At 55.2% G+C, this 14645-nt stretch carries 11 protein-coding genes; 9 read left to right on the top strand and 2 right to left on the bottom strand.

From position 1 onward, the window contains the following. Positions 1-231: 231 nt before the first annotated feature. Positions 232-693 (bottom strand): copper resistance protein NlpE N-terminal domain-containing protein, encoded by a 462-nt coding sequence (locus C4S72_RS01755; protein ID WP_160115431.1) that lies wholly within the window; start codon positions 691-693, stop codon positions 232-234. A gap of 241 nt (positions 694-934) precedes the next feature. Between C4S72_RS01755 and tssJ the strand changes: the two genes are divergently transcribed. The 9 genes from tssJ to C4S72_RS01800 all read left to right on the top strand — a co-directional run bounded on the left by tssJ (position 935) and on the right by C4S72_RS01800 (position 14331). Beyond that, the gene (tssJ, locus tag C4S72_RS01760; RefSeq protein WP_104001354.1) at positions 935-1492 is read left to right on the top strand and encodes a type VI secretion system lipoprotein TssJ; all 558 of its coding nucleotides are present in this window, start codon (positions 935-937) and stop codon (positions 1490-1492) included. Positions 1493-1592: 100 nt separating this feature from the next. After that, positions 1593-2918 (top strand): type VI secretion system baseplate subunit TssK, encoded by a 1326-nt coding sequence (gene tssK / locus C4S72_RS01765; protein ID WP_235009016.1) that lies wholly within the window; start codon positions 1593-1595, stop codon positions 2916-2918. Next, a complete protein-coding gene (icmH, locus tag C4S72_RS01770; protein ID WP_104001356.1) occupies positions 2915-3631 on the top strand; it encodes a type IVB secretion system protein IcmH/DotU in 717 nt (238 codons plus the stop codon). The genes tssK and icmH overlap by 4 nt, the downstream gene beginning before the upstream one ends. A gap of 10 nt (positions 3632-3641) precedes the next feature. Beyond that, the gene (locus tag C4S72_RS01775) at positions 3642-7643 is read left to right on the top strand and encodes a type VI secretion protein IcmF/TssM N-terminal domain-containing protein (protein ID WP_104001357.1); all 4002 of its coding nucleotides are present in this window, start codon (positions 3642-3644) and stop codon (positions 7641-7643) included. A 33-nt stretch (positions 7644-7676) separates the two neighbouring features. Continuing rightward, positions 7677-8606 (top strand): type VI secretion system-associated protein TagF, encoded by a 930-nt coding sequence (gene tagF, locus C4S72_RS01780; protein ID WP_104001358.1) that lies wholly within the window; start codon positions 7677-7679, stop codon positions 8604-8606. Positions 8607-8619: 13 nt separating this feature from the next. Next, positions 8620-11109, top strand: a complete 2490-nt coding sequence (gene tssM, locus C4S72_RS01785; protein ID WP_104001359.1) for a type VI secretion system membrane subunit TssM — start codon at positions 8620-8622, stop codon at positions 11107-11109. Between the two features lie 198 nt (positions 11110-11307). Beyond that, positions 11308-11838 (top strand): Hcp family type VI secretion system effector, encoded by a 531-nt coding sequence (locus tag C4S72_RS01790; RefSeq protein WP_104001360.1) that lies wholly within the window; start codon positions 11308-11310, stop codon positions 11836-11838. A 208-nt stretch (positions 11839-12046) separates the two neighbouring features. Beyond that, complete coding sequence (gene tssA / locus C4S72_RS01795) at positions 12047-13159, top strand: type VI secretion system protein TssA (RefSeq protein WP_104001361.1); 1113 nt, start codon at positions 12047-12049, stop codon at positions 13157-13159. Between the two features lie 2 nt (positions 13160-13161). Further along, positions 13162-14331 (top strand): hypothetical protein, encoded by a 1170-nt coding sequence (locus C4S72_RS01800; protein WP_104001362.1) that lies wholly within the window; start codon positions 13162-13164, stop codon positions 14329-14331. On the opposite strand, the gene C4S72_RS01805 is transcribed toward C4S72_RS01800, so the two are convergent. Next, on the bottom strand, positions 14322-14591 hold the full coding sequence (locus tag C4S72_RS01805) for a PAAR domain-containing protein (protein ID WP_104001363.1): 270 nt from the start codon (positions 14589-14591) through the stop codon (positions 14322-14324). The two genes, C4S72_RS01800 and C4S72_RS01805, sit on opposite strands and share 10 nt — an antisense overlap. Positions 14592-14645 lie beyond the last annotated feature (54 nt).

A 14645-nucleotide genomic window follows, 5' to 3' on the forward strand; every position in this document is an offset into this window, starting at 1 on the left:
AAATTCCAGTCTAGTTTGAGTCCTGTTAGTGGTTCTGATCAGGTTCGAACCCGGCGCAATGAACGCTCGAAAGCTCACTCCCATCACTGTTGAAACATCTCAGTAGCTACATCATTTGCCGGTCGTCGGTAACCGCAGCTATGTCCGCGAGTGGTGACCGTTCGTTTGCAAAAGAGACCTTTTAAATAAACTTTTTGCCAGTGTGGTTAAATTCCCTTTGATTCCTTGTGTTTAATTGATGTCAACACCAGGAATCACGCGGTTAAGCGCAACAGGGATACCGTCTTCGTTGTTTACTGGCTCTCCATGACTATCGACAACCTGCAGCCTTCCATCTGATCCAGACCGATAATAGCGGGGGTCTCCGATTTCGGGGTGGAGTATATAGATTACTTCGGTACTGCTATTAATGTTGTCTTTTTGCGACCATTCCCCCCAGCTGGTATTTACCCGCTCTCCACCGGGGGCATCGATCTTGATCTCGTGAAGGAAAAAACCAGAAGGTGTTCCTTCCGGTATTTTTCGTTTTAAAATCAATTCTGTAGATATTCCTTTGCAGTCTGGGCAAGGGACGACGCCGCTAAAGTTTTCTGTTGCGAATGAGAGACTTTCTTGGCTTTTTTGGGTGCTTGAACATGCAGCTGTAAAGCAGAATAAGCTAAGGATTGTGATCCGGTATATAAGCACTTTCATAGCGGGTTCCATCCTTGGAATTAAAGCTAGTTAACGTGTCTTTCCTTGTCGTTGGGGATATTCTATTGTAGCGTTTTCGATCTGTGCAAGATATTATCGCACCGATTTTGAGACAGGGTATTATATTAATACCATCTCATACGCTTGTTTTCGCGGTGTGTATCCGTGTGCTGGATTGGGCAATTCCGGCAATTTAAATCGATGGAATGATATTAAGACTGATCAATGGAATGATAGAGTCATGATGGCGCTTTTCCGCAATTTCGCTGGATTTCTTCTCGTCGCGACGCTGCTTGGATGCGGTGTTGCTGACCGTGTTGGTAACCGCTTCAGCGACAGCTGGGTGGGTGAACTTGTTGGCAATGAAGAGCGGGTGCGCGTCACGGTGAACAGTGACGAGTGGCTTAATCCCGGTGCCAGTGGTGAACCCCTGTCGGTCGTCGTAAGAATTTACCAACTTTCCGAATCGGGGGCTTTCGTCTCTGCGTCGCCGCGTCAGCTATGGAGCGGGGCGGATCTGGTTCTGGGGCATGGGTTGATATCAGAGCGTGAGATCACGGTTCTCCCAGGTGAGCAAAAAGTTGACGTGTCTGCGCTCGCGTTGCAAACGCAATACGTTGGTGTCGCCGCGTTCTTCAGAAATACCGGGTATTACGGCGACTGGCATGTGGTGTTTGATGCCGACGAATTGCGTAAGGACGGGCTTTTGGGTGCCTCAGAGGGGGTCCGTCTCCATCTTGCCGGTGACAGGATTGAAGTTGAAAGGGGTGACAATCTGCTTAGCCTTGTTTCGGAATAGCAGATAGCCGCGAGAGGCCGTCAAACAGGATTTTGATGGTGCGAGAGAATACTCAGCAGTTAGAGGTTCATACAGGGACGTGAGTAAGCGAAACCGCATAATGTGGTCTGAAGGGATGTTCCTTCAGCCGCAGCATTTTCAGTATCAGGATGAGTATCATCAGCGTCAGCTGGTCGAAGCGCGTGGTAGCCAGACCCCGTTTCAATGGGGTGTTCAGGCGCTGGGTTTCGATTATGGGGCCTTGGATCAGGGTGTTCTGCGCCTGACACGGCTCAAGCTGGTGTTCCCCGATGGTACGCTTATCGATGCACCGCAGCATGACTTGCTGCCTCCTGGTCGTGACCTCAGTACCCTGTCTCGCAATGGCGAGATTCGGGTGTATGTGGCTCTCAAGGTGATTGAGTCCTGGTCTCCCAGTTATCTTTTTGAAGATGCCCCCCGTCACGGTGGGCGCCGCTACGTACAGCAGTTTGCAAACCTTCCTGACCTGAATGAAGGGTCGCTGGAAAATGAGCTGGGTACACTGGAGCTGAATCCGACCCTGCTGATGGAAGGCGATAGTCTGGATGGCTTCACCTGCTGTCCCATCGCTATCCTCAAACGTAACGCCGCCGGCGGTTTCAGTATCGATACCGAGCAATTCATGCCGCCGGCTCTGCATCTTGATGCAGTAGCTCTTCCCTTTGATATCGCCAATCGGTTGATCGGTATGCTGCAGGCACGCAGTGAAGCGCTGTCGGGTCGTCGGCGCGAGCGCGCCGATCAAGTGGCTGAGTTTGGTTCCAGCGATGTCACCCTGTTTTGGCTGCTGTACACGATCAATCGTGCCTATCCGCAGCTTGCTCATATGCTCGCGCACCCGGGCCTGCATCCGGAGACTCTGTACAGGTTTCTGGCCGAGTTTGCGGCGGGACTGATGACGTTCTCCATGTCACACAAGCTCGCTGATATTCCGGAATATGATCATCGTGATCCGGCCAGGGCGCTGCTGGGGTTGGAAAAGGTGGTGCGTGAGCTGCTCGAAGTGGTCGTTCCGAACCAGTACATACCCATCCCTCTGGAGCAGACGCGCTCTTCCTATTACGTCGGTCGCCTTAACGACGCGCGCCTTAAAGAGGCTGATTTTTATATCAGTGTGCATGCCGATATGCCGGGCGCGCAGATTCTCGAACTTGTGCCTCGCGCATTTAAGGTCGGGCCGTCCGAAGAGATCGAGGTGGTGGTTAATACGGCGATGCCCGGGGCGTCGCTCAGGCATGCGCAGCGGTTGCCCAGCGCTATTCCTGTCCGTCTCGATAATCACTATTTCGCGATTGAACCTCACGGCCCGGTCTACCAACGGATGATGGACGCTCAGGCGATCGCCTTTTACGTCCCCAGTGGATTTAAAAACCTTAGCATCGAACTGATGGCGGTAATGAAATGACTGAATCCCAAGTGCAACCTTACGACGTGGCAGAAGACCTACAGACACTCAAAGTCTTGGTACGTGATTTCATCTCCATGGTGCTGATGGTTCGCCGTGGTCAGCAGGCAGAAAGTGTTGAGGCTTTTCTGGCCCGGGTTGATGCCTGGCTGCGTGAATTCGAGGAAAGAGCGCGGGCGGCAAACTACAGCGCCGAGGCTGTCAAGGATACGCAATATGCGCTGTGTGCCTTCCTCGATGAAAGCATTCTCAAGGGCGGGGCGGGAAATATTCGAGAGCAGGTAGAGCTTGAGCCATTCCAATATCGCTACTTCGGTGTGCATCTGGCAGGTGAGGGATTCTACGATCGCCTGGATTCACTGCGTACAGACCTGAAAGCCAATATCGATGTGCTTGAGGTTTACCACCTCTGTCTGGCGCTTGGCTTTGAGGGTAAATACAGCCTGGAAAGCCGGGATCAGTTGCGCTACATAGCCAACACTCTGGGTCAGGATATCGCGCGCTATCGCAGCCGCCGAAGCAGCAGTTCGGATGGCTGGCAGTTGCCTGACCAGGTCGGCCAGTTACTGCGTTATGAAATTCCGCTCTGGGTATACCTCCTTATGATCGTTCTGGTGTGTCTTGCCGTCTACGGCAGTCTGAACTGGTGGTTGGGCACGGAGACCGACTCCCTGATTCGGCAGATCAATCACCTGTTCGAAAGGAACCTTTGAGGAGGTCGTGATGCGTTTTCTTCGCTTTCTGCGGTCGCTGAAAGGGTTCTGGCCGCTCTCTTTGATGCTGTGGCTGGCAGGGCTTATCTGCTGTGTGCTGCTTGTGCCTTTGCTGACGCCGGAGCGTGAACTCGTTTTTATCGCGATGGCGCTGGTAAGCGCCTGTTGGCTGCTGGCCGTCGTATTAAGGCAGTACAAGCGAATCCGGGCCGAGCGCAATATTGAAAATCTGGTCGAGCTCGAGGTGCATCGCGAGGCTGCTGCTACCGATAGCGGTGATTACCAGATTCTCAACGAGAGGCTCAAGCATGCTCTGGCGATGCAGCGGGCCGCGCGCTCGGTGGACGGCGGCAAGGCCTCCCTTTATGAGCTGCCCTGGTACCTGGTGATCGGCATGGCGGCTTCGGGAAAAACCTCGCTGCTCACCCGTTCGTCGCTGTCAGCCACCGTAGCGGGCGGTAATAACGTATCGGGGGTGTCCGGAACCCAGCACTGTGATTGGTACTTCAGCCGCGAGGCGGTGATGATCGATACCGCGGGGCGTTACCTTGTTGAGGACCGTCCGGCACGGGAGTTCTCCAACTTTCTGAAAACCCTGCGCAGGCAGCGTAAGAAGCCGGCGATTAATGGTCTGGTTCTGGTGGTCAGCCTGCCCGAACTGCTGCAGCAGTCGCGCCAGGAAATGCACGCACTGGCTGAACAGCTGGTGGCCAGGGTGGACGACTACCGACGTTGCCTGGGTGGAAATCCACCGCTGTACCTGTTTTTCAGTAAATCCGATCTGCTGCCTGGCTTTACCCAGACTTTCGAGACAATGAGTTCGGCAGAGCGCCAAAGCCCCTGGGGAATGACCTTCTCCCTTGACGAACTGCAGCGGCAGGGTGTCACCAGTGCCTTTCAGCATCGTTTCCCGGGATTGGTGGCGGCACTGCGTGATCGCGTCGATCAGCGGGTGCTGGATGCCGGTGGCGATGCCGATAGTAAGCTGCTGCGTTTCCCCGATTACTTCTCCGAACTCTTTGGCGTACTGAGCGATTTCCTGGAGCAGTTTGACAGCCAGCAAAATGCCGAGCGTGCGCCAGTGCTGCGTGGGCTGTACTTCACCAGTGCGCTGCAGTCCGGCGACACCCTCCCAGCGCTGCTTGATGAGCAGACGCGCGAGGACTTCGCTTTGGCATCCTCCGCTGTAGCCACCAGCGGCAATAAGGCTGCGGATAAAAACTACTTCATCACCGATACGTTCAGGAAAGTGATCTTCCCTGATCGTAATCTCGGCCTTTATTACTCTCAGAATGGTGCGCAGCGTTCATTACCGGGCTTCATGATCGGCACCATGGGGCTGCTGGCGGTTGCGGTGATATGCGCCCAGGGCTGGTCTGCATTTAATAACCGTCAGTGGCTTGATCAGATTCATGACAGCGTGGTCCTGCTGGACTTCAGAGATGGTGATCGTCAGCTCAGCGTTGCAGAACGTGGCAAAGTGCTGGATGAGCTACAGCGACAGTTGACCGAAATAGAAAGCGATCTTGAGTACGGCGCGCCCCTGGATCGGGCCTTAGGGCTGTATCAGGGTAGCAGTCTTCGTGAACCGCTGAAGCAGGCATGGGAGGAGCTGTTTAAACAGCAGGTACTGACGCCGGTGGCTGCTCACCTGGCTTACCAGTTGAGTAGCTGGGGCGAGTTCAACGGCGCCGTGCCAGAGTTGGCCAACCTGACTCAAATTACCGAGCCTGAATCTCTGGAGTCTGCCGACAGTAAGGTCATGTCTGTGGAGGAGTTGGGAGCTCCGGCCGATGAGATCGGCGCCAACAGCCTTGATCGCATGCAGGAGCGGGCGACGATTACACCAACGGTTGGTGGTGTGCCCACCAGCTTTGCCGAGGTGGGTAGTCGACTGCGCAGCGAAGCGCGCTCACGCACCACCGATAATGCGCGAGACGCCTGGTACTCGGCTCGCAGCGAGGCGGAGTCGCTTTTTGAGGAGGATTTGCGCGATCGTAGCCTGCAGATGAATGGCGATGACCTGGGTAACACCACTGAAGCGGATGCTGGGCGCCGACTGTCGGGGGAACAGGGGCCCTCTCTCTCTGAGGAGCTGCTGACCAAGCTCTCCCGTGAAGAGGTCGAGAAGCTGATAGAAAGCTACTCCTCCCTCAAGCTCTATCTTGTTCTGACCGCTCCGGGGCTCCATTCTGACCAGGATGACTTTGTCGCTTCTGCTCTGCCGAGACTATGGGCAGCGGTAGGTGGCAGTAGGGGAGGAGCGTTGGTTGATGACAGTGTTGTCGATAATACAGCGCTCTATACCTATTATCTGAACCGCGGCATGGCGCCAGCTCTTGAGCAGAACGAACGCCTCGTCAGCCATAGCCGTGACCGGCTCAACTCGTTCCTGATTGATAGCACCCTGGTGGATCGTGAGTATCTGCGCTACCAGTTAGAGGTTGAAGAGCTTTACGAACCGTTGACGCTGTCTCGCATGCTTCCTGGTATGCGTGGGCGGCTGCTCTACTCTAGCCGTGCTGTGCCCGCCTTTTACACCCGCGAAGTATGGGAAGACTACCTGCGTTCAGCGATCATCGAAACCGCGTCTGGAGATCTTCGCGATGATACCGACTGGGTGCTCGACGAGGCTGATGTAGATGATGCCGTTGAGGTCAAAGCCCGGTTTGTGCGACAGCTGATGGCCCGCTACAAACGAGATTACGCGATCGCCTGGGAACGCTTTCTCGCTAACACCTATGTGGGTGATTTTGACACCCTGGATCAGGCCAGCGCCAGGCTGGCGCTGTTGAGTGATCTGCAGGATTCGCCGCTGCGTCAGGTACTTGAAGTGGCTCGTGCCAACACAACCTGGGATGACCCTGAACCTCAGGATGAAAGCGATGGCTCCGCTGGCGAGTCCGGTGAGCAGGGCTTCTGGCGGCGGGTGACCAGCGTTTTCGATGCTGGTGATGCCGCTGCCATGGGGCAGAGCCTGGCTTCGCTGCCGAAGATCAACGACGGCGCGCTCACAAATCATTTTCGCCCGATTACGCGGATGCTGTCTGCCGATACGAGTACCGCAGGCGGCGACTCGGTGCTTAATCAATACCTGCTTAACCTGAGGCAGCTGAAGGTGCGCATCGATAATGTCAGAGGGTCCCGCGATATCGGCAATAGCAGTAAGGCGCTGATCGTCGAAACGCTGTCCGGCGAACCGAACGAAATTAACACTTTGCGCAACTTTGTCGCGTCTCGTATCGATACCTCTCAGACCTCTTTGGTAAGTGCGCTGGAACCGCTGTTCAGTGTGCCAGTGAGTCACACCCGCGAGGCTCTGCAGGGGCCCGCACGGCAGCGACTCAATGCCGCCTGGGATGAAAAAATCGTCAAGCCCTGGGGGCAGATGGTAGCCGGCCGTTATCCCGTGACCGACTCGGTAAACGAGGCTTCAGTGCGTGATATGGAGTATTTCATCGATCCTGATAGCGGGGTGATGCCAAGATTCAGGCGCGAAGATATTGGTGATCTGGTTGCTGGTGATAATGAGCAGAGCTCGCCGATGGTGGATCGGCGCATGCTCGCCAGCATCGACACGGCGACTGCGCTGGGCAGCGTTATCGACAGTCTCTCAGATCTGCGCAACGGCTTTGAGATTCAGATGAATCCCACCGCAGGGCTGACCGATATCATTCTGACCATCGATGGACAGCGCCTGCATTACCGAAATAACAGCCAGAGCTGGGAGCGTCTTACCTGGCCCGGTAATGGCGATCTTTTCGGGGCGCGCCTGGATGTTATCAACTCCGACGGACGGCGCCATACGGTATTCGATTACCCGAACCGCTGGGGTTTCCTGCGGATGATCGAAAGCGCCCGAATCACACCCATAGACAATGCGCGTCAGCAGTTCAGCTGGCAAACCCCGCTGGGTGCGGTGAGTTTCGACGTTCGCAACTTCGGTGGAGTCAAGGTTTCCGATCTGCAGTCCGTCAAATCACTGCGGCTTCCAGTGATGGGTGAATACTGAGATGTACAGCAAGGCAGTAATGGGGCTTAAGCGATGATCGGGTGTTTCGGAAAGATCCCGGCAAAGGCTGATTTTATCGGCCAGAACGCTACCGGAAGTGTGATTCGCGAGCTCGATCAGTGGCTACAGAACGCGCTGCTGCATTTCCTCGATCATGAGGATTGGCAGCGCCGCTTTGATGAGCTGCCTGTGTGCTTTTTCAGTTATCACGCGAAAAATGGAAGCGATGTGATGGGGGCGATGATCAGTTCATCCGATTCTTCCGGTCGGCGATACCCATTCTTTATTCATCAGATTCTGGCTCCCGAAGGGCGCCCGGGCCTGCTGCCTTATATGAATACCATGGCAGAAACCTTTGCGCGTCAGGCTTCACAGATTCTGCTGGATTCTGTTCATGGCGAGGCGCCTGTCGATCCTTTGCCCAGGGTGCAGGACCTGCGTGCACTGAATGCTCAGGATATCGCGCTCTATCAGAGTATCCATGAGCGTTTCCTGCAGGACTACAGCTTTGACGATGTGGGCAAGGCGCTGCTACCCGGCTGGCCTGAATTTGTAGCCAGTGCTTTTCTCTACCGTCTGCACTATGCCCAGAGCTGCTGGCAGGCGGGCAGTGTGCAGGCAGTGATGCTGCCGCTTCCAGCGGAGCGTGGTTTAAAACGCCCCGTGGCCGATCTTTGGTTGCACTGGCTGGGAAGAGCCTGTGCAGCGGGTACGCCGGTAATGAGCATGCTGGTCGATGATTTTATGCGTCCGAAACTGCTGTTGATGCCGGCCTGGTGCGGTGCTGAACAGTTTTTCGAGGTGTTGTCGGATCCGGGTAACAGGCGTTTGTGTATCGATGTTTTGTCGCCCTTTGCGGAGGAGGAGCATCACCCTGGCACTCTGCCGCTACCTGATACGCGGCTTTGTCTCGCTGAGTTCCTGGAGCAGTTTCCGGGCGAAGTGGTAAACGTTAGAGCTTAAGCAGATAGCGCTGATGAAACGGTTCAAAATAGCTTATATCAAATACATATTCTTCAAGTATCAGCCCTACATACTTGGGTTGCTGTTCTTCGCCGCGATCTTCCTGGTCTGGTGGCTGGGCGTGCTGGCGGGCTTGTCTTCGCTGACGAGTCTGCTGGTGGGTATCCTGCTCTTTATACTGCTGTCTGCCTTCTATGTGTTGCTGCTCTACCGGGGCGCCGGTAAACAACCGGATCTGGAGGCGCTGTTGCGCGACGATGCCGACGCTGCAGTGCTAAATGCCCGTCCAGAGGATCGCGAAGAGCTGAGTTTGCTCAGGGAGCGGCTGCTGCAAACGATTGAAAGGCTGAAAAAGAGTGGCAAGGCCAAGGGTAAAAAAGGCAAAAATGCGCTCTATTCTCTGCCCTGGTACATGATTGTTGGCCAGCCTGCGGCGGGGAAAAGCACCATGGTGTACCAGTCCGGGCTGAATTTCCCCTTTGCCGAACGGGAAAACGCGCGAGTGGCCGGCATGGGCGGTACACGGCACTGCGACTGGTTTTTTAGCTCAGACGCGATACTGCTCGATACCGCTGGTCGCTATATGGATAGCGAAGAGGAGGCTGGGAAATGGAAAGGTTTCCTGTCGCTGCTGAAAGAGTTTCGTCGCAAGTGCCCGCTGAATGGCCTCATTGTCACTGTGAACATCAGCGATGTTATCCAGGTCAGCGACTCGCAGCGCGCCAACCTTGCGCGGCGTTTACGGGAGCGGATTCAGGAGGCTCGGGATCATCTGGAAGGGCGCCTGCCCATCTATCTGGTGTTTACCAAGTGTGACCTTATTGAGGGCTTTACCACCTTTTTCGATCGTATCGACCCGCGGCATGAAAGCGAGGTACTCGGTCACACCTTTGCCCATCAGCAGCCAGCGGGAATTAATTGGGCACAGACTTTCGACCAGGCTCTGGCCAGGCTGTGCGAACACTGGCGCGAAGTCGGTGATCAGGAGATCGTCGAGCGGGATATTGTCGATACTCAGCGTGATATCGCCGCGTTTCGTTTTCCGCTGGAGCTGAACGCACTGCGTGAGCCGCTGACCCGCTTTGTCGATGCGCTGACCAATGCGAATCCATATCAGAGCGCACCGCTGCTGCGGGGGTTTTACTTTGTCAGCGCTCTGCAGAATGAAGCCGCCGTTGAGGGTGAGTATGGCGGCCGAATCGGTCGACACTTTTCCTTGGCGAAACCGACTAAAGCGGATTCGCCTTCGGTGGCCCGTCCTTTCTTTATCGATAATCTTTTCCGCCGCGTCATCATCGCTGACCAGCATCTTGCGGCTCTCTACGCCAGCGATAAGAAGGGGCGTCGCCGCAAGATACGCTGGATACTGGCGGCCAGTCTGGCCGGTATTGCGGTCTGTTCGCTTTGGGTGACATCGGCGTTGAATAACTACGCGGAAATCGATGGCTTTGCCAAAGCTCTTGATGAAAGTAATCGCTACGATGAGCAGGCGCCGGAGCAATATGCAAGCTGGGCCAGTCTGGATCTGCTCAGAGGCGAAGCCTCACAGCTCTATGGTTGGCATCGTGACGGCGTACCCTGGAACATGAAGTGGGGGTTGTACCGGGGCTATGAGATTGAGCCGGAAATCCGCGAAGTCTACTTTGAGCAGTTGCGTAGTGTGATGCTTCAGCCGGTCGAACAGAACCTGACGAGGTCCCTGTTCGAGCTGACCACAATTCCCGTTTATCGCCGGACAACGGATGAGCTGCAGACGGTTGATGGACCGGAATCCGTGGCGCCTCATGCGCGCCCAGCAGATAACCGCGCCGAGTCCCTGGCCAAGTTTGGCCGCGCAACCCTGGGCACCTACATCATGCTATCCGATAGTGAGCGCGCAGAGATCGATCCTTCGCAGCTGAGGGCTCAGCTGCCCGCTTTCTGGTATCCGTCGATTCAGACGCAGACCGGGATTGCGATCGATGAAGACGAACGCGACTACCGCTATGCCAGCCGTCAGGTTGATTTTTACCGCGATCAAATCGACGAACTGGATGTGCCGCGGATTTCTTCAAATGCGTTCCTGATTTCTAGCAGTCGCAATTATATCGACAGCCTGCTGGAACAGACGTTAACCAGTATGGAAACGATTGTTCTCGAATCAGATACATTATTTACCTTCGGCCGTGGAGATTATGCGGGTTTGCAGGAAGCTGGCCTGCAGGAGCTGGATAAACTCGCAGAACGGCTGCTTAACACGCAGGACCTTGGAAAGATTTTAATTACTGGTCATGCGGACCCCATAGGTAATGAAGAGGCAAATCAAAAGTTGTCGCTACAGCGTGCAATGACGATACGTCAGTATCTGATCGGTAAGGGCGTGCCTGCAGGGCTTATTGAGGCTCAGGGAGCGGGAAGCGAACGTTTGCTGGTGAGTTGCGATCTTAACCAGCCTCGAAGCCAGCTGATTGCTTGTCTGGCGCCCAATCGGCGAGTGGAAATTGAAGTCAGAAAGCAACAATAACCCGACATGCAGAAATAATGGTTTTGATATGCTTTCTAAACCATTTAATTAAATGTTCAAATAGAATTTTGAGTAAAAGCTTATTAATCTTTGCTCGAAATAAAGCAGAATAAATGTATTTTCTGCTTCAGCGGGAAGCTTCTTTTAAGTGATGTAGGTAGCTTTCTTTTAAACCGTCAAAAAGGAGACTTAAGCAGGATGGCTTTTGATACATATTTGAAAATTGATGGTATTCCAGGAGAAAGCCTGGATGACAAACACATGGACTGGATCGAGCTGAAAGGTTTCGATTTCGGGGCCAGCCAGGCCACATCTGCTACAGCCAGTTCAGCAGGTGGTGCTTCTGCCGAGCGCGTGAATCTGAGTGAGTTCAGCATTCAAAAGCTCGTCGATAAGGCCTCCCCGAAGCTGTTTGAAGCTTGCTGTAAAGGCCAGCATATCAAGGAGATTGTGATGCACGTTAACCGTGCGGGTGGCGACAAGGTGCGCTACGTGGAGATCAAGATGGAGGAGGTGATCGTTTCTTCCACCGAGATGCAGGGTACATCTGCGTCGTCCAGCTATGAGCAGGACGACAAGGACGACAAGATCGATCTGCCGTACGAGAAGGTCAAATTCAACTATGCGCGGATCAAAGTCACCTATACGCAGCAGAAACGTTCCGATGGTCAGGGTGGCGGTAACGTCGCTGGTGGCTGGGATCGTACCCGTAACAAAGTCTTTGCGTAAACGCTTGGCTTGTTGCTAGCCGCAGGTGGCTAACAGGCGCGCCCGCCCTGAACGGGTGGGCGTGCCCTCCGGGCGCAGAGTGGGGCGGTTTGACCCGGCGGGATGGCAATGTCCCGCTCGGTGAAGCACTCCAGTTTCAATTTAAATTCATAGCCGGTCGAACCCGTTGAGAAGTTTGTTCCGGCCCAGCGTGCTAATGAAGGAAGACATGGAACGTCTCAACGAACTCTCTATCGATGAGCTGCTGGCGCCCATCGACGGCGGTAGCCATGCCTGCGGCGAGGATCTGACTTTCTCTCTGCTCTTTGATCAGATCAAGGAGGCGCGCCGTGCCGATCCCACTTATCTGCCCCAAGGGGAGTGGGAAACAGAGCTCAAACAGTCTGACTGGGGGCAGGTGATCAGCCTTGCCGGTGACGCTCTGGCCACTAAGAGTAAGGACATTCAACTACTGGGCTGGCTAACCGAAGGCCTGGCACATCGTGAGGGCTTCAATGGTATTACCTTCGGACTGACCTACGCCGCACGTTTGCTTGATGAGTATTGGGACAACCTCTATCCAGAGTTGGATGAGGGTGATTTCGATGAGCGTGTGGCGCGGCTGAACTGGTTGGGTGATGCCCTGGTTGGCGTTGTCCGCAGCTTGCCCTTGATTGCAGGGGAGGGCTATGGGCTGGCGGATTACGAGGAGTCTCGTCAGGTCGAAAACCAGGCGCGTAACGATCCGGACTCCATGGCCAGGGCTCTGGGGGAAGGCAAGATCAATGACGAGATCTTTCAGCGCTCCGTGGTGTTGACCGCCAGTGAGTTCCTGCAGGAACGGCACGCGACCATCGCAGCGGCGATCGCCGCAGTCGATGGTTTGGATGAGGTTGCCGATCGCTATTTTGGCCAGGATGCGCCCAGCTTTTCCGCTCTGGAGAAAATACTCGTTCAGTGCCGCGATCTGATCGCTCGGTTGCTTGAGGATCGGGGTGTTAGTGTGGTTGCAGTAGCTGAGCCGGAGATTGCACCGGTTGAACGCCCAGAGGACGAGGTTATAAGCCAGGTCCCGGGTCGTGCGGAGCCTAGGGGTGAAGGTACCGGGCGACTTCGGACCAAGCCGGAAAGCCGTGATGAAGCGTTTGAAATGCTCACCGGCGTTGCTCGTTACTTTAAGGACAGAGAGCCGCACAGCCCTGTCCCTTATCTGGTTGAACGCGCCATCAAATGGGGGCGGATGCCGCTGGAGGAGTGGCTCAAGGACGTTATCAAGGATCATGGGGTGGTGGAAAACATCAAGGATACTCTGGGCACCCAGTCTCGGGATGAAGATTACTGATTATGTCTCGCGCCTCGATTTTTGATCGCCTGCACCAGCGGTTGCCCGAGCCTGAGCCGGAACCAACGCTGGATCAGACACGTACTGACTACGATCCTGACCGGCTGCGCCTGATCGATGGTGTCGCCCTGACGTCTGCCGGATTTGTCGGTAACGGCGATATCCCCGAACCCGCGGGCGCTAGCTTGTCAGAGTCTCTTCACGGGGCTGATGGGTACAGATTGCTGGTTCACGAAATCAGTGACCTGCCGCCGCTCTCAGACCTGCGGCTCAAGCGTCTTGAAGCCAGGGCTGTGCGTCTACAGCAACTGCTGCAGGCGATAGTCATCGATGCTCTGATGTTGCTTGAATCGGTGCCGGAAGATAGCCGTTTCGATGTGATCCTGACTGCACCGGTCCGCTCCCCTGAAGCGACCGATATCCTCACCCGTTACCTGCAAGATCTCTTCGCTGAAACCGCCTTTGGCGAGCGCTTGGGGGAGCTTCGTGTTACTCGCAAGGCGGATGATCCCCACAGACTGCTCGGTGTCACAGAGGAAGGTGGCATGCCGTATGTGCTCTGGATCTGTGCCGATTCCTTGCTTAACCCTGAAGCCCTCGCCGCGCCGGATATTAGAACTCTGTTATCCCAGGCTTCAAGGGGCGCGGGTGTATATCCGGGCGAAGCCGTTGTCGCGTTGCTCGCACAAAGGGTGTTACCCCAGCAGAAGTGTTTTGAAGAGGGGTGGTTACTTGGCAAGGGCGTAACACATGAACATTCCGCACGGGCCAGCTTGCGCAATAACCAACGACGTAAGGAGCTGATTGAGCTGTTGCAGTCGGTTTGGGTAAATGCCGAGGAGGGTGACGAGCCGGCTCGTATGGTGATTGATGCCTTTGCTTTGCCGGGGCGAGCCATCGAATTGGGCGGCGCAGTGATTGAATGCTGGCCGGGTGTAGATGCTCTTGAGGATGCGGTAGCGCTGGATGTTTCCTGTGGCTGGACCGGTGAAGCAATACCGGCGTTGATGTTAGTGATGGCGATGACCGGGCTGGGTGCCGATCAGGAGGCTGTCATCATGTCCCTGAGCGCAGAAACCTCTTCAGAGGCCTGGGTGCTGCGCAGCTTTCACCGAAGAGCTGCGCAAACCGAGGCGCTATCAGAGGCGCACACCAAGGAGAATCACTCGTGACCGCTATGGCCGTTGTGCGAAGAGATCAGGCTGGCGCCGCAGGCGGTCTTATGACCGTGCAGAGCAACAGGTTTGCCATTGATCTTCATGGTCGGATGGCCTTCGACGATAACGGTCGTGCCGCCGTGGCCTTTCTTCGGACAGGTGACGGTATCGCCCACACAGGCCACGGGTTTGCCATCGATCAGATAGTTGCTTTGGGCAGAGATGACTTTGCCACCATGAGTGGTGGCATCACCAAGTACGACGATTCCTTTCATCGATAAGGTTTTCCTGACAAAGGTGATAGGGATCTCCCCGGAAGGGGATAAACG

Origin of the sequence: Marinobacterium lutimaris (genome assembly GCF_900108065.1) — a bacterium.
GTDB lineage: Bacteria > Pseudomonadota > Gammaproteobacteria > Pseudomonadales > Balneatricaceae > Marinobacterium_D > Marinobacterium_D lutimaris.

Coding starts and splice junctions, on each gene's coding strand:
- tssK (WP_235009016.1), top strand. CDS start 1,593: ATGTGGTCTGAAGGGATGTTCCTTCAGCCGCAGCATTTTCAGTATCAG.
- icmH (WP_104001356.1), top strand. CDS start 2,915: ATGACTGAATCCCAAGTGCAACCTTACGACGTGGCAGAAGACCTACAG.
- tssA (WP_104001361.1), top strand. CDS start 12,047: ATGGAACGTCTCAACGAACTCTCTATCGATGAGCTGCTGGCGCCCATC.
- tssM (WP_104001359.1), top strand. CDS start 8,620: ATGAAACGGTTCAAAATAGCTTATATCAAATACATATTCTTCAAGTAT.
- C4S72_RS01755 (WP_160115431.1), bottom strand. CDS start 693: ATGAAAGTGCTTATATACCGGATCACAATCCTTAGCTTATTCTGCTTT.
- tssJ (WP_104001354.1), top strand. CDS start 935: ATGATGGCGCTTTTCCGCAATTTCGCTGGATTTCTTCTCGTCGCGACG.
- C4S72_RS01790 (WP_104001360.1), top strand. CDS start 11,308: ATGGCTTTTGATACATATTTGAAAATTGATGGTATTCCAGGAGAAAGC.
- tagF (WP_104001358.1), top strand. CDS start 7,677: ATGATCGGGTGTTTCGGAAAGATCCCGGCAAAGGCTGATTTTATCGGC.
- C4S72_RS01800 (WP_104001362.1), top strand. CDS start 13,162: ATGTCTCGCGCCTCGATTTTTGATCGCCTGCACCAGCGGTTGCCCGAG.
- C4S72_RS01805 (WP_104001363.1), bottom strand. CDS start 14,591: ATGAAAGGAATCGTCGTACTTGGTGATGCCACCACTCATGGTGGCAAA.
- C4S72_RS01775 (WP_104001357.1), top strand. CDS start 3,642: ATGCGTTTTCTTCGCTTTCTGCGGTCGCTGAAAGGGTTCTGGCCGCTC.